This is a genomic window from Labilibaculum sp. K2S (assembly GCF_030372765.1).
In the GTDB taxonomy this organism is placed as follows: Bacteria; Bacteroidota; Bacteroidia; order Bacteroidales; family Marinifilaceae; genus Labilibaculum.
Window position 1 is genome coordinate 283,115 of the sequence record NZ_JAUCMW010000004.1, and the last position, 20,208, is coordinate 303,322.

General features: G+C 37.4%; 14 protein-coding genes. 7 read left to right on the forward strand and 7 right to left on the reverse strand.

Features of this window, described 5'->3' with window-relative positions:
• The first annotated feature begins 280 nt into the window (after positions 1–280).
• The 3 genes from QUH73_RS08455 to pdxH all read left to right on the forward strand — a co-directional run bounded on the left by QUH73_RS08455 (position 281) and on the right by pdxH (position 2,908).
• Positions 281–1,786: a NapC/NirT family cytochrome c gene (locus QUH73_RS08455; protein WP_289529997.1), complete on the forward strand. Its 1,506-nt coding sequence runs from the start codon at positions 281–283 to the stop codon at positions 1,784–1,786.
• Between the two features lie 83 nt (positions 1,787–1,869).
• Entirely contained in the window at positions 1,870–2,265 is a 396-nt protein-coding gene (locus QUH73_RS08460; protein WP_289529998.1) for a hypothetical protein, read from the forward strand.
• Positions 2,266–2,269: 4 nt separating this feature from the next.
• Complete coding sequence (pdxH, locus tag QUH73_RS08465; RefSeq protein ID WP_289529999.1) at positions 2,270–2,908, forward strand: pyridoxamine 5'-phosphate oxidase; 639 nt, start codon at positions 2,270–2,272, stop codon at positions 2,906–2,908.
• Positions 2,909–3,093: 185 nt separating this feature from the next.
• Here pdxH and QUH73_RS08470 read toward each other — a convergent pair whose 3' ends face one another.
• Positions 3,094–4,017, reverse strand: coding sequence for a PfkB family carbohydrate kinase (locus QUH73_RS08470; protein WP_289530000.1), 924 nt, complete (start codon positions 4,015–4,017; stop codon positions 3,094–3,096).
• Positions 4,018–4,448: 431 nt separating this feature from the next.
• On the opposite strand from QUH73_RS08470, the gene QUH73_RS08475 reads away from it, so the two are divergent.
• Complete coding sequence (locus tag QUH73_RS08475; protein ID WP_289530001.1) at positions 4,449–7,940, forward strand: hypothetical protein; 3,492 nt, start codon at positions 4,449–4,451, stop codon at positions 7,938–7,940.
• A gap of 519 nt (positions 7,941–8,459) precedes the next feature.
• Here QUH73_RS08475 and QUH73_RS08480 read toward each other — a convergent pair.
• The 6 genes from QUH73_RS08480 to QUH73_RS08505 form a co-directional block, all read right to left on the reverse strand.
• On the reverse strand, positions 8,460–9,695 hold the full coding sequence (locus tag QUH73_RS08480; protein ID WP_289530002.1) for a hypothetical protein: 1,236 nt from the start codon (positions 9,693–9,695) through the stop codon (positions 8,460–8,462).
• An 84-nt stretch (positions 9,696–9,779) separates the two neighbouring features.
• Positions 9,780–12,614 (reverse strand): FAD-binding and (Fe-S)-binding domain-containing protein, encoded by a 2,835-nt coding sequence (locus QUH73_RS08485; RefSeq protein ID WP_289530003.1) that lies wholly within the window; start codon positions 12,612–12,614, stop codon positions 9,780–9,782.
• 135 nt (positions 12,615–12,749) lie between these two features.
• Positions 12,750–14,408 (reverse strand): L-lactate permease, encoded by a 1,659-nt coding sequence (locus QUH73_RS08490; protein ID WP_289530004.1) that lies wholly within the window; start codon positions 14,406–14,408, stop codon positions 12,750–12,752.
• A 16-nt stretch (positions 14,409–14,424) separates the two neighbouring features.
• A complete protein-coding gene (locus QUH73_RS08495; RefSeq protein WP_289530005.1) occupies positions 14,425–14,616 on the reverse strand; it encodes a hypothetical protein in 192 nt (63 codons plus the stop codon).
• 12 nt (positions 14,617–14,628) lie between these two features.
• Positions 14,629–16,779, reverse strand: coding sequence for an L-lactate dehydrogenase (quinone) large subunit LdhH (ldhH, locus tag QUH73_RS08500; protein WP_289530006.1), 2,151 nt, complete (start codon positions 16,777–16,779; stop codon positions 14,629–14,631).
• 9 nt (positions 16,780–16,788) lie between these two features.
• Complete coding sequence (locus QUH73_RS08505; protein WP_289530007.1) at positions 16,789–17,262, reverse strand: LutC/YkgG family protein; 474 nt, start codon at positions 17,260–17,262, stop codon at positions 16,789–16,791.
• 637 nt (positions 17,263–17,899) lie between these two features.
• Here QUH73_RS08505 and QUH73_RS08510 point away from each other — a divergent pair.
• From QUH73_RS08510 to QUH73_RS08520, 3 genes are all read left to right on the forward strand, one after another.
• Positions 17,900–18,649 carry a hypothetical protein gene (locus tag QUH73_RS08510; protein ID WP_289530008.1) on the forward strand — a complete coding sequence of 250 codons (750 nt, stop codon included), beginning with the start codon at positions 17,900–17,902 and terminating at the stop codon, positions 18,647–18,649.
• Positions 18,650–19,107: 458 nt separating this feature from the next.
• Positions 19,108–19,692, forward strand: a complete 585-nt coding sequence (locus QUH73_RS08515; RefSeq protein ID WP_289530009.1) for a site-specific integrase — start codon at positions 19,108–19,110, stop codon at positions 19,690–19,692.
• A partial coding sequence (locus QUH73_RS08520) for a tyrosine-type recombinase/integrase (protein ID WP_289530010.1) occupies positions 19,662–20,208 on the forward strand: 547 nt, incomplete at its 3' end. The genes QUH73_RS08515 and QUH73_RS08520, both read left to right, overlap by 31 nt.

Here is a 20,208-nt window from a genome sequence, read left to right on the forward strand (position 1 = left end):
TACACACCAAAATAATGAGACTTGAATTCCATATGAATAAAAGGAACTCATCGTATTAATATCGATAATTGTCGATATGTTATTTTATTATATGCACTTACATTATTAAAAAAATACGCAGAACTCCATATTTACAAGCTTTGCCGCGATCTTATGAAAACAAATTATTTCTATTAACACAAGCTGAACACACAACTAAGAAAGCTTATAAATTAATCCGACAAGTAGGTAATTATCAGAGTTTTCGATAAATTATTTTCGCGAACCAAAACCGATCGAAATGAAACTACCTAAATCTTCGTACAATTGGACCTCCATTTTAGGAGCAAGTATAGCCATAATAGCCTTTTTTCTGATTGTTTTCTTTTTTGTTATTTCCGTCCTTTTCGATCAGGGAAGTTCCTATATGGGCTTAATTATCTATATCGTACTCCCAATATTTATGGTAATAGGAATGCTGCTAATTCCTATTGGGATGTTGATTCAGATTCGCAGACAAAAGAAACAACTATTTATTTCTGGGGACATGAGATGGCCTCGGGTAGATTTAAATGATCAAAAACACAGAAACGCCTTTTCTCTTTTTGTGATCATAAGTTTCATTTTCCTTTTTCTTTCTTCCATAGGAAGTTACGAAGCTTTTGTATATAGTGAATCAGTACCTTTTTGCGGTACTTTATGTCATGAGGTTATGGAACCCGAATATGTAACCTATCAAAAATCTGCTCATGCCAAGGTTGCCTGTGTGGAATGTCATGTTGGCGAAGGAGCCGATTGGTACATGCGTTCGAAATTGAGTGGTTTGTATCAGGTATATGCTGTTACGGTTAATAATTTCCCTCGTCCGATCCCTACTCCTCTTGCTAATTTACGACCTGCCAGAGAAACCTGCGAACATTGCCATTGGCCCGAAAAATTCTATCCCAACCGAATTAAAAATGAACAGCATTTTTTAGCTGATGAAAACAACACCGAATGGAATATTCAGCTAACCATGAAAACCGGGCCGGATCATCACACTCAAAAACTAAGCGAAGGAATTCACTGGCACATTAATCCTAATGTAAAAATCGAATTTATGTCGGCTGATAACAAATCAGAATACATTCAATGGATTAAATACACCAATAAAGCTACGGGAGAAGAGCACATTTTCGAAGATACTATGATGGAACCTGACAGTACATTTTTTGCAGATGGTAAATTGCATGAAATGGATTGTATGGACTGTCACAACCGCCCATCTCACGGCTATTTATCTCCTCCTGACTTTATTGATGCTGCCATGTCTTCGAAGGAAGTCGATCCGCAGATTCCGTATATAAAACTTGCCGCCATGGAGGCATTAAAAGGCACTTATTCAACCAAGGACAGTGCTGATTTACTAATTAAACAAACCGTTCTTAATTTCTATAAAGAAAATTATCCTGATAAAGGTGCAGAGCATGAAGCCAATATATTAAAAGCGATAGAAGGCATTAAAATTGCTTACCATGAAAATACATTCCCTGAAATGAAGGTTCGTTGGGATGCATATCCTAACCACAAAAGCCATATGGAAACACAAGGTTGCTTCCGCTGTCACGACAACAATCATAAAACAAAGGATGGGAGAGTAATTTCCAAAGATTGCAATCTGTGTCACTCAATTACAGCTCAGGGGAAACCTGATTCTTTACAAATGGCCTTTGCCACTCAAAAAATGGAATTTATCCATCCTGTTGATATTGGTACCGACTGGAAAGAGTACTCCTGTGTAGATTGTCACGCATATCTTTATCCATAAAATCAGAACAAACAAAAGCATTCTATTTGGAATTGTTTTAATTAAAGAAGATATTCGTATCTGAATTAGAACAAAACCATAGAATGAAAGGAAATAGACTGAGCGGTTCTGAACTACATGAATTAGGAATCAAGTGGGTATACAAGCACATAAAAGATGAGTTTGAAGTCTTATCGGTGAATATTGAATTTGAGAAGAATCCTCAGATTCTGGCAAAGAAAGACGATATTTTGCATTTTATAGTGGTAAAAACCAGCACCTATCCGGATGTAGGTTCACTCTCACCATCTGCTGCCGAAGAAATTATCCAACATGCCGATAAGCACAAGGCTAAAATTCTATTTGCCCACGTTGGCGTAGCAAATGCGGATACTCAAGACGAACAAGAAATGCAATATCCGACAAAAGGCGGCCAGTATTATATCAATTTCACTGGCCTAAGCATTCAGCCAAACATATTAACGAATCCAAATACCTAAGCTGATGAAAAAGGACTTTAAAAAGCTTAGACATGAATATGGTATGGCTGAATTGAATAAATCGGATATTAATTCAAATCCATTTACACAATTCCGGATATGGTTTGAACAAGCGGTAAAAATGGAACTGCCTGACGCTAATGCCATGACACTGGCAACAGTATCTATTGACAACAAACCTTCTGCACGAATTCTACTATTAAAAGATTATAATGAGAAAGGCTTTTGCTTCTTCACCAATTACAATAGCCGGAAAGGTATTGACATAGAAGGAAATCCTTATGGTTCACTTGTTTTTTTCTGGCCTGAACTGGAGAGACAAATCCGTATTGAAGGAAAAATTGAGAAATTGGAACCGGAATTATCTGACGAGTATTTTTTTGATCGGCCTGTTGGCAGCCGAACAGCCGCCGCAGTATCGCCTCAGAGTGATGAAATTGAAAACCGCGACGCTCTAATTCAAATGGTTGAAACGTTTAAGAAAGAAAATGGAGATGAATTTACCCGACCGGATTTTTGGGGCGGATATCGTCTTATTCCTGATCTTTTTGAATTTTGGCAAGGACGGGAGAGTCGATTAAATGATAGGATCGAGTACAATCTCAAAAATAAAGAATGGAAAATCAGAAGACTTGCTCCATAAAACAACTCCTTTTATCAACAAAAAACTCACATTCATACAAAAACTTTAAAAAAAGTAATTTTTGAGGGTCACCTTTTGCCTGAAATAAGAATTAAAGGATAGGAACGATGTCCATTGCTCCTATTCAGAAATATGTATGTAGTTAATAAAACACCCCCTTTTTTGTTGTAGAGGGGGTGCTTTTATCATAAACGGTATCTATTCGCTGTTGCAATCGGTAAAAAATTATCATAAATCATACAAACATCCTGAGAAAATGCTGTTGTAATAGTTGCAAGCTCATTTATTTGTGCTTGCGAAAGTGCAACAAGATCGGAAGTTTTAATCCCATTACGAACAAAAACAAAAGCGATCGCAGCATTTACTGTATCTCCGGCTCCCACAGTACTAATGGGATTTATTGGAGGAACTTCAAAGAAATACTTTTGCTGATTGTAAATGGATAGTCCCTGTTTGTTTGCGGTATAAATCAGTATCGCATCAGAAAATTCATTCAGCCATTTGTAGGCCTGATCTGAATTCTTCAGCTTACAAATTAATTCAAAATCTTCATTCGATGCTTTTACCACATTCGCCAAAGCCATATTCTCTTTTATAAACGGCAAAACTTCCGGCAGCATAGGTAAGTGCTGAGATCTAAAATTTGGATCGTAAATAATTAAAGCCCCTCTCTCTTTACATTCAAGTAAAAATGTTAGCAAAGCAGAGCGAAACTCCTTTTTTATAGCCAAAAAAGATCCGAAAAGAATAATATCATCTTTTTGAACATCCTTAGGAAAAACAATTGTGTTGGGAAGTCCTTTACGAGTCTTATAAAACGTATAATCCGCATTTTTATTTTCATCCAAAAAGGCCAATGCCAGGTTCGAATTGGTATCTGAAAAATAAGATATATGTCTTATATCCACACCATTATCAACCAGGAAGTTTTTAATTTGAGTACCAACCCTATCAATTCCCAGCTCACTTATCAATGATACATTGATCCCTAATCTGCTCAAAGAAACCGCTGAATTTAGGAAAGATCCACCTGGTTTTGCTTCAACCGGAGTATCATTCTCAAAAAATAAATCCAACACACAATCTCCAATAGTATATACTTTTCTCATCTACATTTTTACGATTCGTTACATCTCGTGGTAAAGGCTGACAAGATACAAATTACAACTCCAATTCTAACCTGTATCTGAGCCAGACTGTGTTCAGTAAAAACATAAAATATCAACACAACAGTTCATTAAAACCATGCACAATGTAAAATAAACGAACAAACAGGGGGCAACTAACTTTAAATCAAAAAAAATAATCATCAATTATTTACGAAGAGTCTAAAAAAATATATAATTTGTAACCTTTCTAAATTAGAAGCAAAACATCATACTTAAATCGTTTTCGCTTCCAACTAATTAAGCCAGTAAAAAAAAGTAAGGTTAAATTGAATATAGCTGAACGATAGTAAGGGATGCAGGAATTTTTACAACGAGAAAAAATAAGTAAATTTGGTTCCGTCATTCCCTAAGCAAAAATAAATTGGAGACATATGCAAAGTAAAAACCCAAGTAGAATTGAAATTAAATCGAAGGAGATTAAAATTGATCAAAAAGATTTGATTCGTTATATCAACCTTCAGCTGGCAGCAATGGGTCAGCCTATTTTTACGGAAAATTCCGAAGGAGAAAAAAATCAATTATCTGACCCAAAATTTATTCAGCTTACCGATAGCTTAATAAAAAATTATCGTGCTCAATCGCGATTACTGGCAGATCATTTGTGTCCTGTCGATCAACGTATACAAAACTTTTTAAATGAATATTTGGAAGATGTTGACACGGAAGTTGCAAAGCTTCCTACTTCAACCTTTATTCTAGATCAACCTGGTATAGCCAGAGAATTAAGTCTTCCACCAGATAAGGATGAACACATCACAGAGTTATTAAGCTCTTATAGAATAAAACAAGGTGTACTTCACAACCCAAAACACGATAGAAGAACTACAAGCGGCTCATTTCATATTGTAGGTGGCAGTTTGCCGGTACCTTTGGATAAAATTGAGCTACCAAAAAAAGCTTTTGGTAAATTTCTACAAGCAGCTTTCAATCCAAGCTCAGAATTAAAACAACTTCCATTTACAGCAACTCAAGAGGAAAAAGCTGAGCTGATGGTCTCTCTTTTACTCCGCCCGATAGTATGTCCGGAAGTAAAAGGAATAATCAGTCAAAAATCAATGGAGGTTCGCTTCTTTGCTCCTGGCAGCTTAGTAAGTAATCTTGATTTTGTTGAATCAATTTTTGGTAATGCCGGTGATCCTAACATTCCTGCCAACGATGCTGGTTTAGACATTGAACACTGGACCGGTCATACAGGTTGTATTGTACTGGCTCCGCAATTATTAAATCTTAAGAAAAAAGAATTGGGCTTACCTCATTACGATGATGCTACTGAGCGCCAGAGAAATGATGGTGTTTGCTGGAAAGATGAAAATGAGCTTTACAACAACGGAAATGCATTTAAGCTAACATGCCGCAGCGAAAAAGGGGTTGTAATTACGTTGATTGCTGATAACTACTTTGGATACTCTAAAAAGGAAATCAAAACTCAAATCAGTTACTCTGCCAATCTTTACGGTTTATCTGAAGAAGAACATTCGGGCGGTGCAATTGCATTCCCACGTAAAAATTTGGGTGACAGCTTTAGTGGTGCACTTTTCATGAATAATGTATTGAAAAAACAGTACAGTTTTGATGAAATGGTAAAGCAATTTGGTGAAACAATGAATGTTCATCCGGAAGGTTATGCTGTTGATAAAGAATATTCAGACATCTATTACATTAACGAAAACGCTAATATTGATGTTTATAAAAGTAAGGTGAGCTGGGAAAAGGATGGTAAAGAACAAAGCATTCGTTTAGTTCCAAATAGTTACTACGTTCACCCTTCCGGATATAAAATGCACATGGAGAAGCATCCTTCGGCACCATCGTGGAGATTAGTAAGTACTGCTTCTGAGGGAACTTTCTGTCACAAACCTTGCACTGTTTCCGGTGGAGGTAAATCAGAGATTTCAAAATCATTATTAAATGCAATCATTTACAGCTCTTTCTATATCCAGGACATGGAGAAAGACTTTAATCTTGCTGATCAGGTAATTAATCACGATTATACAAAACGTTGGAAAGATAATCCAAGCAGAACAGTCCCTGCAAGAACTCTCTTAAGTTCTGACCGATCCTTAGGTTCTGTAGTGAAACTATTAACTCCTTCGAAATATTATACTGCTGAATACAACGAATTCTTGAATACTATTCCGGATCATGTTAAAGCATTAGTATTATTTGTAAAGAGATTCTACCGTCCGGAAAGAACAGACAGCAACTGGAGAGATTACTTCTCAGTTGATGTTATTAACGGACGAAAAGGTCACGAATTGCTCTTCAACAATCGTAAAATTGTTGCCAGTTACTTACGGGTAGGATTCGCAGGTGATAAATCATGGTATTTAAATAAATTGCGTCAGGATTTTATTGCTGCAGCCAAAATACAAATGGAAGATGACATTACAGCTTCTATTGTACTTCCTGCCAGTCGATTCAATTATTTGAACGAATCTTACGACAATAAAAGTATCAAGTTAACAACAAATTGCGAAGAGCGCTTTTTCCAACGTCCCGATGAAGCTGTTCACCGAGGATACGACAAAGAGGCAGAAGCTGATCTTTCCATGAGAAATAACTTTACATCAAACTACGAACCTCTTACCCGAGAAGACGGTAAGGAATTACTGGCTGATGCTATAGGTTTCGACTTGTATACAAAACCTATTCAGGGAATTATTCGTCAGGGTGCAGAAAGTAAAAAATCAAATTACTTTATTTCTCCTTCTCACACCCGGATTGTAGACGGGAAACCATCTCAAAACCCACGCTATTTGCAGATTAGACCCGATTTAGTGAATCCGGTTGATGATCGTTTAGCCGAAATTGGTATTCGTCTGGCCAGAAGAATTCCGTTGGATCAACCTGTACATCATCCTGTTAATGCAGTTTTACCAGGTCGCAGAAATAATCCTGCCGATAAAGCAGCCGGAATTCGTGCTTTGAGTGTTTACAATCCAATTCATTATCAGGAATTGCCGGAATTGTTTATGGATTTTATTTGCAGTTTGACTGGAAAATCTCCTTCAACTACAGGAGCAGGTTCTGAAGGTGCTTTAACAAAAGGTCCTTTCAACATGTTATCTCCAACTACTGATTTAAACAATGCCTTGCTTTCCTATATCCTTACCGGATATCAAGGATTTTCATCAGCAGCAGGTCATGTAGGAACAGAAAATCGTTTTGATCATGATGTTTCATTGCTGATTCCTGAACTTTGGTGTCGTTTGAAAGAGGAAAACCGTGATCCTAAATTATTGATTCAGGAAGGTTCTCTTGAGAAACTATCTGATTTTGAATACGAGGGCGAAACAATTCATGCCAGCCGTTTAGGATATCGTATAACTGAAGAATTCCTTTTCCGTTATATGAATCGTATTTTTGATGAGCCTCAGAATGTTTTCAATGAGAGAATGTTAAAACCTGAAATTCAAGATATAGAAGCTTACGCTGACGGGATCAAGAATATCGTAGAAGCTCAGGAGAAAGTTGCAATCAACTACTTTAAAGACAATAGTGTTAGCGCAGCAATTCCTCCATTGCAAATTCTTTTAAATATTATGGCTTATGGCCATTATGAAGGAAAAGAAATCAGTGATCCTGAGTTACGTAAGCAATTCGACAGAGAATTGGTAATTAATTCATCGTGGTATCAGGCTCGTTTGAAAAACAAGCAACAAATTGACATTAATTTCTACGAAAAGCAAATTGCTTACTTAGAGGCCTTCATGGCCAATAAGATAAACGCAGAATGGAATGATGAATTGAGTTTGGAAGAACGTTTCTGGAAAGCAAAAAAAGAACTGGAACACGTTAAAACTGAAGAATATCTACAAAATTTAGTTGGTACAATTGGTGCCGATCCTTTATTTAAGGCCTAAAACAGACTTTGATGCTAATATAATTGGGAACTCTTTTAGGGTTCCCTTTTTTTATTCGGCAAACTGAAAAAATAATGCCCGTGATATAGGGGAATCACGGGCAACAATTCTAAAGGGTTAATTAACCTACTAACCAGCCTTACGGCTGAACCTTTATGAGTTCTACCTTTCAGAAAGAACTCGCTAATAAAGATAAAAAAAAAAATTAAATATTTTAACATTTAATAACATTTCCCTTTCTTTAAAACAATTCCAAATCCTTCATAATATTGCATATAGATGTGTTGCCTCACTTATATATGCCTTATTTCATCAGCACATTCAACAATTTTCAGAATTTAAATGGATTAGGTTAGAAAGTATAATAGTTACATATACAGCATTATTAATGGATATAATAAAAAATTAGCTCCGGTTAATAAACCGAAGCTAATTATAAATTAAGGAACTAATTCTTTGACGAACTTGTTTCCAAACACTTAAAATTGAAAAACAGATTTTCTATATTAATTTATATTCTTAAAATGAATATTTAAAATGTACGCTCAAGCGGGTACTTCCCACCTCTTTCGAATCTGCAACCTTACCATTAATTTGAGTTGTTCCATAAGCCGCTGCTGTATACAGTGCTTGAGTACCTATCATGAAACTTCCGGAATGAAATTCAACTCTGGGACCAAACTGATAGATATAGTCAATGTTTGAACCACGGCTATACAAACCCACAAAACTACTTCCATTCATTGCCAAATTATCATCAGCACCTAAATTTTTGGTATAACCAGCAAATAATCCGTAACGAACATTGCCTGTTGTAGTATGAATATCAGACCAAACAGAAGATGTTTTCACGTTGGTATATTCGTAATCGCCATTGGCCTTCACATTTTTAACTCCATATCCGCCCAGCATTACAAAATTGTACATGTTTTGTCCGTAGATCGTTTGTAAGTTCCAAACCAACTTATCCGTTTTTACAGTCATCCAGGCATTCATTTGGTAACTGCTCAACATTTCGTCGGTTTTTAAACCTGCTGAATTCACAACCATAGGCTTTAAGAATTTATAACCTGCTGTTGCCCCCAAAGTAAATCCTTTGGCAAAATCGTACTTAACCTGGGCTGAAAATTCAGGAATGCCGGCTTGCTGTACATATTTTACATTCGCACCATCCGGCCCCGTAGATTTAGCATCCATTTCAGATAATGCGGCAATAAATGCATATCCTTTATCTCCTAACTTACGGGTATATCTAAACTGAGGAGCTCTCGACAACACATTAAACGGCAAGCCTGCATTCCAATGCAATACATCAGGATAACATGAAGTTACAAACATGGGATGCCAGGTTTTACCCACCAAAAGTTCATCTTTTCCCCAATCTAATTTTACAAATGCATGTCGCAAACGCAATAAACCAGTTTTATCATCGGAAGTCCCCACAAAATCACCTTGAAGTGTTGCAGATCCTTTAGCACCAAAAGCTTCAAAACCTGTAACCCCAACGTTTAATCTTGAATGAATCGTAGTCATGAACAATTCCGAACGGTCGTTTAAATCGGCTCCATTCGCATCATACGATTTTGCTGCCGGGTAAAGAATTACATCCCCTTCACGGGAATTAACAGACTTACGACTATCGTATATTCCTTCCGCTGTTACAAAGCCACTTAACTTTACTTTTACTTCATCAGCCTTTTGAGCCATTCCTAACAACGGTAAAAATCCGATAATCAATAGATATATTTTTTTCATAATTTTTAGTTTTTAAACGTAGGACAAAACCTGATCCTTATTTTTAAGAGTCAGAACTATCTCAACAATAGCAATTAGTAGATTTTATTTTTTAGCTGTAGTTACCCGATCAACCAAATAAATTATAGACATATAAGGCACTCCACCATTATTACTCAATCCTATTTCACAGGTTCTGCTGTTAGAATAACCCGCAACTACTTTTGATTGATCTAAAACAGGACGTAATTTTCGCAGAGCGTATTTGTTAACTTCAGGGAAATTAAATCCTCTGTCGCCAGCAAAACCACAGCAACCAACTTCCTCAGGCAAAACAACGTGTTGTGCACAAGCTTCGGCAACCGCCTGCAGTTTTGAAGTTAATCCCATTTTGGTAGTTGTACATGTAGGATGAACAGCCACCACTTCATTTACCTTTTGAAACACTAGTTTATCCATCAAAAATTCATGAATAAATTCAACAGGTTCATATAATTTTAATCTTTTATCCATCACTCTGCGCATACGATACAAACAAGGCGAAGTATCACACAACACAGGATATTTCCCGTTTTCTGACGCTTTGGTTAGTGCATCCTCTAATTCTGAAGATTTCTGATCGGCATGTTTTATTAAGCCCTTACTTTCCCATGGAGTACCGCAACACAAAGAACTCATTCCCTCTGGAAAAATAACTTCATAGCCAGCCTTTTCCAGTAACTTCTGTGTTACTTTATGCAAAGATTCTTTATAAGGATCCCCTTTTGCCGGCCCCATTGTTTGTGCTATGCATGATGGAAAATAAACTACTTTTAAAGGATTTTTCTGATTAATCTCATGCGGTTTTGGTCCGGAAACCCCTTTTGGCATTGCAGGAGTCCACAATGGAATGTTATTTCCGCTTAAAGTTCTAAAACCACCGGCTACAGCTCCCAACAAGGTAGATCCCATAACAGTATGAACACCGTTTACAAATTTTAAACCACCTCGTATTGCTGAGCCTACAGTTGGAAAATTATCGGCAACTTTCTGACTTATTTTAAAGGCGCGCGGCGTATCAACATTTACCGATCTTAGGTATTTAACAAACTTACCCGTATCGATACCAACCGGACAAGAGGTAGAACACAAGCCATCGCCGGCACAAGTCTCCTCTCCCAAATAATCAAATCCTTTCTTCAATAATGTATATCGTTCAGGATTCTCTCCTGTTATTTGCAATCGTTTCAACTCGCGCTGCACAACAATACGCTGACGAGCCGAAATTGTAAAACCTGCAGTTAAGCAATTTACTTCGCAAAAACCACATTCAATGCATTTGTCGACCAAATCGTGAACCGGAGCAAGCGTTTTAAAATTCTTGGTATAACACTCAGGGTCATCATTAATAATCACGCCTGGATTTAATAATGTTTTAGGATCAAAAAGATTTTTGACATCCTTCATTAATTGGTAAGCCTCTTCGCCCCACTCATGTTTTACGAAAGGAGCCATATTTCTGCCCGTTCCATGCTCTGCTTTCAGCGAACCATCGTATTTGTCAATCACTAATTCATCCACCTCGTGCATAAAGCTTTTATACTGCTCCAATTCTTCGGGTTTATCAAAATTCTGATTGAAGATAAAGTGGAAATTTCCTTCCAAAGCATGACCGTAAATCACACCATCTTTGTATCCATATTTAGCAATCAAATTCTGCAAATCTAAAGTTGCCTTAGGCAAATCTTCAATATGAAAAGCTACATCCTCGATGATACAAGTTGTACCCGTTTCTCTTAATCCGCCAACTGCTGGAAATACTCCTTTTCGGATGTTCCAGTATTTGGAATATTCCTCTGGTTTGTCGGTAAATTCAATAGGGCGAACGGTTTTGTAGGCCGACAACAGCGATTTAATTTCATTAATGTTGGCATCCAATTCACTTTGACTGTTGGCCAATGTTTCTACCAAAATAGCAGTTACTCCATCAGGGAAATCTTTAATAAACGGAGGAATACCATCAGCATTTTCTACTGATCGTAAAGCCACACGATCAAGCATTTCAGCTCCGTGTACAGGCCCTGGTTTTATGGTTACAACCGATTGACATGCAGTTACGATATCACTAAAGTAAATCATGGCACTGGCCTTAAATTTATGATTTACTACCGTTTTCATGGTTAACTCCGACACAAACGCCAGAGTTCCTTCTGATCCAACCATTAAATTCACGATGATCTGAAAAGGATCGGTATAATCGATAAAAGGATTGATGCTTAAGCCAGTTGTATTTTTAATGCTGTATTTGTAACGAATACGCTCTGCCAAAGTTTTATTGGCACGAACTTTATCCCGCATTGCTTCAATTTGGCGGATAAAATCGCCATGAGTCTTTTTAAATTCCTCTTTACTCTTACTGTCTCCGGTATCCAAAATAGTACCATCGGCAAAAATCAAACGAGCTGAAAGGATTGTTTTATAAGAATTCTCGTGAGTACCACAATTCATGCCTGAAGCGTTGTTCATCACAATTCCACCAATCATGGCAGAATTAATCGAAGCCGGATCCGGCCCCAGCTTTCGACCATAAGGAGCCAAGACTTTGTTCACACGGCTTCCTATTAAACCGGGCTGCATTCTAATGGCTTCCCCGTTTTTAAGAATATCAAAATCTTCCCAATGTTTTCCTGCAACAATTAAAATAGAATCGGTAATTGCCTGACCTGCCAAACTGGTTCCCGCAGCACGAAATGTAACTGGTAAATTGTACTTATTAGCCAAAAGAATCGCCTTTTGCACTTCCTTCTCATCTTTTGCTCTGATGATAATCTGAGGGATTAAACGATAAAAACCAGCATCAGTTCCATACGCTAAATTTCTTATTTCATCAGTATACAAACGTGAAGTTTCTATTGTAGCTTTAATCTCATGATAGAACTTCTTATATTCTCCTGTAAGCATCTTTTTTCGATTTTATGATCAAGTATTCAATGAATAGTTAAGTCTTAAATTGGTAACTTGTATGACAAATGTACGTTTTCAGTCTTTAAAAACGAACCAAATTTTCAATTCAATGAAAATTTGGTTCCTAATATTTTACAATGGCAACGGATTAAAGCCTGATGAAATTAACACAACAACAATTATCATTACCATTAAATAGTAAATAAAGGCTGGTATTGAGTTTCTTCTTATAATTGTTCCTTCAGCACCAATACAACCAACGGTAGCACAAACTGCAACAACATTGTTTACACAAATCATATTTCCTAAAGCAGCTCCAATTGTCTGCACTGCAACAATTAACACCTGAGGAATGCCCAATATGGTGGCAGTTTCGAACTGAAGGGAAGCAAATAACAGATTGGAAACAGTAGCCGATCCTGACATAAAGGAACCTAAAATACCAACGATAGGTGCAATTATTGGATATGCATTTCCCGATAAATCGGCAATTGCCGTGGCCATAGTTGTGAGCATACTATCCATTCCAGCTCCGTTCGTTCCCGATTTTAGCATGAGCTGTACCATTGCAACACCTGCAAATAAGGCTATTGCAGCACCGGTTATTTGTTTAAATGTTGTTTTCCAGGAAGAAACCACCTGTTTTATTGGCATTTTATGCATGAAGTTTGTGATAACTGCTACCAAAATAAAAGGGATTGTTCCCGGTAAATAAGCCCACTTCAATACATACGTTAACCCATCAATGCCAAAAAGATTCGAAAGTGTTAGTGTTTGAGAGGCCAACCATCCTTTTAAACCTAAGGATGGAATACGAGTTACCACTAAAATAACTGCGATTAATACGTACGGCATCCATGCTTTCACCAATCCCATTTTTGCTTCTCCTGTATCTCCACCTGAATCATTTGATTTCCAATTCTCTTCCCATTCTGATTTAGGAGGAAAATCCCATGATTTCTTAGGCATAAGAAAACCTTTTTTTGCCGCAAAAATAACAATTCCCAAACCAATAAATGCACCTAATAAAGATGGAAGATCGGGTCCAAGAGTGGTTGCGATAAGCACGTAAGGAACCGCGAATGCCAGTCCTGCAAAAATTGCAAACGGAGCTGCCGCCAATGCAGGTTTAATCGATTTTTCTTTCCCAAAAAACTTGGTCATAATCATGATTCCCAGCAAAGGGATAAAAATACCGACCAAGGCATTCGGAATTGCAATCCACTTGGTTAATGCCATTTTAAATACATCGGCATTTGCACCCATATCGGCCAAATTTTGCTCCAAAGTAACCATTGCACCTCCACTAATTGGAGTACCAACCGCACCATAAGGAACCGGAACCGAATTAAATATTAGAGCAACCATTGCTGCAGCCAAAGGAGGGAATCCGAGTCCAACCAACAAAGGACCGGCCAAGGCAGCAGGAGTTCCAAATCCGGCGGCACCCTCGATAAATGCGCCGAACATGAAACCTATAATAATGGCCTGAATTCTTCGGTCGGTGGTAATCCCATTAAATCCATTATTAATCGTTGTCATTGCTCCCGACAACTTCATGGTATTTAAAATGAGAATTGCACCAAAAATAATGATTAAAATATCCAATGCTTTCAGAAAGCCAAAAACTGAATATCCCATGATATGGAATATATCAATTTCCCATACTGTGTAAGCAACGATCACCGATAGCAGCAGTGACAAAGGTAAAGCCTTTTTTGCTCCCCAATTGAAGCCAACCATCAGAACGATGGTTAATAAAATAGGCGAAAAAGCTAATAATGCATCCATAGAAAATAGTTTAGGTTTAGTTACAAATTGTATTATTGATCGTAGTAAATGGGTTAGATCTACTGTATTTTTCGATGATTGAATTGTCCAATTTTTTAAGATTTCCGTTCATTGCACTATTGCGCATCAAAACGTCGAGATCCATAAGCTTTTGTTTTAAAGCTTCCAGACTTTTATTTATATCTACCTTATCATTATTGAAGTCCATAATTCATTGTTTTTATTTCTCGATGAGTTCAACATACTTTTCGATAAATTCGGTTAAATGAAGCACTTTAACAGGTACATTTTTATGCATCAAACCACCGTTAATCTGCATTACACATCCCGGACAATCGGTAACCAATATCTCAGCCTTACTTGCCTCAATATTTTCTATTTTCTTGGTTAATATTCCGTTCGATATAGTTGCAAAGTCGAGAGAGTAAGTTCCTCCAAAACCACAGCACACATTGCTGTCGGTTAATGGGATAAATTGTTTTCCGATTAATTTGGAAAGGAAGGCTTCTGCAGAATAATCCAATGATCTGGAATCATGACAAGGAGTATGATAGGTAACCTTCTTGTTCCCTTTCACTTTAAAACGGATGTTGTTTTTTTCTAAAAACTTCCCAATTGGTGTTACCATATCTCCCAATTGAGCCGCTTTTTTATATCTGTTTGGATCTTCTTTGGTGAAATCCAAAAACTCATGCTTAATGGCTCCCCCGCAAGTAGGACACAGTACCAACAGAGCTTCATAATCTTTAGGTCCTTGCAAATTATCAAGGGTGTTGTAAATCATGCTTTTTGCATTTTCGGGATCGCCCGATGCAATGGCAGGAATACCGCAACAGGCCGCTTTTTTAGGAATATCAACCTGAAATCCACTCTTCTGAAGCAGTTTGACCATGGCCAGTCCCATTTCAGGATAAAAATATTCTATTGCGCAACCAGGATAGAAGAATACTTTTCTTTCGGATGAAAACTGATCGTATCCATCTTTGTAGAAACGCCTGCTAAAGGTCTTGGATGCCAAAGCCGGAAATTTTCTAAAATCCATTTCTTTAGGCAGCATTGGAATTGTACCAATAATTTTTTCCTGATTTAATGGATTGGTTTTCGTTAACGGAAACTGGAAGTTAGCCCCCAGACTCAACACGGCTTTCATTCGGTCGGGTTTTGCAACCAAACTTTTAAACACCTTCTTCTTTATTGGGTTGATTCCGTATTTTTTGCCGACAACCAATTTCAAATCAGAAATTAAAGCCTGCAAATCAATGCCCGAAGGGCAATTAAAAGAACAGGCACGGCAACCAATACACATTTTTAAAATATCTTTGGCAGCTTCGTCGCCCTGATAAAGGGCTGTTAAAATCAAACCAATTGAACCGATATAACGATCGCCGTATACATGACCGCCCACCATTTCGTAAGCCGGACAAATATTGGCACAACTGCCGCAACGCACACACTTCAGTGCTTCTTTAAACTTAGGATGTTCGAAAAATGCCAAACGACCGTTATCCAAAAACACATAATGGGTTTCCTTTACACCGTCTTCATTTTTATGGGAAGGTACCCTCCCTTTAATCCAGGTAGTATAGGAAGTTATGGTTTGTCCGGTAGCACTTTTCGGCAACACACGAACAATATCCAAGGCCTGATTAAAATCGTCGCACAGTTTCTCGTATCCAACCAAAACAATGTGCACAGGAGGCACGGTTGACGACAAACGGGCATTTCCTTCGTTGGTTACCAAACCAATTGTACCTGTACTGGCTACGGCAACATTCGCCCCTGTCATTCCTACACCTGCTTTAAAATAAGATTCGCGAAGAAATCGACGGGCAATTTCAACCATTGCTTTAATATCTTCGGGATCTACCGCTTCTCCTGTATAATCAGAAAATATCTTTGCAACCTGCTGTCTGGTTTTATGAATGGCCGGCATTACCATGTGCGATGGATGCTCGTTGGCCAACTGCAGAATCCACTCTCCCAAATCGGTTTCGATTGGCTGCAGTCCCTCCTTTTCTAAATAATGGTTGAGTAAAATCTCTTCCGAAGTCATCGATTTACTTTTCACCATGAATTTAGCATTGTGCTTTTTCATTACATCAGCAATGTATTTACAGGCATCCCCGCCTGTTTTTGCCTGAAATACTTTACAGCCGTGCTTCTCAACATTCGCTTTAAACAAATTGAATTGCTGCATTACTTTGTTTAAATCACGGTCTTTTATGTCGTGCACTCTTGTTCTTAGTGCCTCAAAATCCAAGCCTTTATAAGCATTAATTTTAGAAGCCTTATATGCTGTTGCAAAACCTTTCAGGTTTTTATACAAAACCTCATCGTTTATTTTTTCCTGTATTTTATCTTGTATATTCATCGCTTCTACTTATAAATCGTTTAAAATATAAACTGCCATCTCTTTTGGTCCGTGCACTCCAACCGTTAAAACACGCTCGATATCTGCAGTTCGGCTGGCACCCGTAATAAAAGCAACATACCCCCCCATATCCGAAGTTCTCTCTTCTATAAAATCAGCAACATCGTTTAACGAAGCAACCAGCTTACTTATGGGCATCACAACAAATAACTTCTCGGCCAAACAGGTTGCCAAACGTTTATTTTCGTTGATACTGTCAATAACAACCGTTCCCGTTTCCGCAATTGCGTAATCAACTTCGATAAGAGCATTTTTGATTCCCGCTTCTCCGGCTTGTATGTCTTTTAACTGATTAAAACTTGGCACATTGATGTATTCGAAGCTTTCCTTTTGCAAGAGATTTTTAAATTCTTCAGAAGACAGAATCTGATTTTCGTTTCCGACCAGTGCTGATTTGTCTAAAAAAAATTCCAGGTTATTCATATGATTATAATTTTAAGTTTTTGCCATATGGAACTTACCATGCAAGGATAATCATCTCCTTGTGTGTCAAAACAGATTTGGCACGGACGTTTCATATATTTTAGTTTATAGGTTTTAATCATTTTAGTCTGAAAAGATGACTATTTGGGAATCTCACTAACCAAGAGGGATGCCAAGAATTCCACGCATCCGCTATTCAGAATCATTCTATTCGACTACAGGCTGAATACCTGACCATTAGCACGCGCAAAGGTTTTCAGAAAACAGATTTAAAACGATTTCGTAAGTGTTCACTTCTGCACACTCACAGGTGGATAAGTGTGCTGTTCTGAACGAATGTTCAGTTTAAGACGGTAAAATAACCTGATTTTAGATGGATGAATTTGCAACTGCAGGTGGCTTATTCTATGCACAATTACTCTTTATAAAAAATATAAAATCAGAACATCACTTATCTATAATGAAAAATTACAGTTAAACTATCTAAAACTCAGAGGCTTTATAATAACATCATAAAATAAATTAAAATTTTATTAGCATAATTTTTTATTTTTAACATACATTTCCTACTTTCAGAGTTCAAAATAATTTTATTCCCCAATCCGGTTGATTATTCAACCCCTAAAACTTTAAACAAATGACAGATACAACTGTAACAAAAACAATTAATGAATTGGTTCTTGAAATTTCTGAAGACAAAATTGTTTCGACTACCATCCCCATAGCCATTGCCATTGGCGAGGCCGGAGTACTTCACCAATATGCCTTGGAAGACAAAGAAGCGCTTTTGGCAAAAGGACTAAGCGAGGATACAATTAATGAGCTTGCACCAAGAGCTAAATTTTTGCAGGAACAGCAATCGGTTTGGACTGCTGTTTATGAATCGGCTTTAACCAGCACACAAGAGTGGGAAGAAAAAATTGAGGAAGCCAGCCTGCTGCAACGAGAATTAAAGTATGATTTTCAGTTCGCCTACCGAAACCATCCGGATATTCTGAAAAAACTGCAAAATATACTCGATGGCAACGGCCACATGGATTTAATTCAGGATCTGAGCGACTACTCTGCTTTTGCCAGACAATATCCTGAACCTTTAAAAGCAATTCTATTTGATACCACCAAAACTGACCGCTCACAACAGCTGGCGCGCGAGCTTTTCGACCTGTTGAACAAGGTTGACGGCGTAAAAAACAGCAAAAACAGACCGGAAAAGCTGATGCGCGACAGAGCCTACACGTACCTGAAACAATTGGTCGACGAAATTCGTGCCTATGGCAAGTACGCCTTCTGGAACGACGAAGAGAAACAAAAAAGGTATTCGAGTGAGTACGGAAGGAAGAAACACACAAAAAATGATAATGAAACAGAAACAGTGAGCTCGCTGTAACCCCTATTACTGTTGACTCGTTTTGCTCTAGGATGGTGTTTTTGGCTACGGGAATCATGACTCATCCTACGGGCGTTCAATTTTGGCTACCGAAGCAGTAATTCATCCTACGGGCGTTCAAATTTGGCTACCGAAGCAGTAATTCATCCTACGGGCGTTCAAATTTGCTTACTGGAGTCATACTTCATTCTTCAGGCACAAAAATATAGACTACTGAGATATCAATAGCTTCTACGGGAATAGTAAATAGACAACTAGAAGTCATGCTACTACATACAAGTTGGACAGAGCACCCCGGGCGAAAGTCTGGGGTGTTTTTTGTTCTGCCGGGAAAAGCAAAAAGTACTTTCTGCCCTACAAAAAAAACTCATCTCATTTTCCTGCTTATTTAACATGATTCTACTTTGTTAAACAATATTCATTTTATAATTTAGTGAACCTCTAATAAGAGCATGTAAATGAGCATAAAAATCCACCTATCGGCCGATACGCATCGCAATAAAAAAATTGTAGTTATTCAGCTCGACTACAGTACAGAGATTTTGAATTTATTAAAGGTTAGCTTCCCTACCCGATGGAGCCAAACAAAAAAGTGCTGGTGGATAGCCCGAACAGATTTTGATTACAAGAAGTTTAAGGAGGTGTTCACCTCAGATGAAATTATTATTACTGATCAAAAAACGAGTATTACAAGCACTAAAAAAGATACAAAGTTTAAATTAAAGCTTCCTAAAGGATATCTTGAGAAACTGGAACAAAAAAGGTATAGCCCACAAACTATTAAAATATACACCAGTTATTTTAATGATTTTCAAAAGCATTTTTCAGACAAAAACCTACTCGATATCACCACAGATGAAACCAATACGTACATTCTGCAATTAATAAAGACCAAAAACATTTCTGCCAGTCAGCAGAACCAAAGAATCAATGCCATTAAATTCTACTACGAAAAAGTTTTAGGTAAGGATAGAAAAGTTTACAAGATAGATCGTGCCAATAAGGCTAAATATTGCCCACCGTACTTAGCAAACTTGAAGTAAAAGCCATTATTAATAGCTGTACAAATAAAAAACACAAATGTATTCTATCGTTAATTTATTCGGCAGGACTCAGGAGAAGTGAATTAGTTAATTTAAAACTGAGCGATATTGATTCTACACGGGGATTGGTAATAATAAAAAATGCCAAAGGAAATAAAGACCGGGTTTCTTTACTGTCTCCTCTACTTGTAAATGAATTGAGAGATTACTATAAAAATTATAAGCCAAAAGTATATTTATTCGAAGGGCAGGAAGTTGGAAGTAAGTATGGTACCACCAGTGTAGCGAATATATTAAAACAGGCATGTACAAAAACTAGAATTAAGAAAAAAATTAGTCCACACACCCTGCGCCACTCATTCGCAACACACTTATTGGAACAAGGTACGGATTTACGATACATTCAAAACTTACTGGGACATAGTTCGTCGAAAACAACCGAAATTTACACTCATGTTTCCACTCAAAATATTAGTCAAATAAAGAACCCAATTGATGACATATTTAGTGATTCAT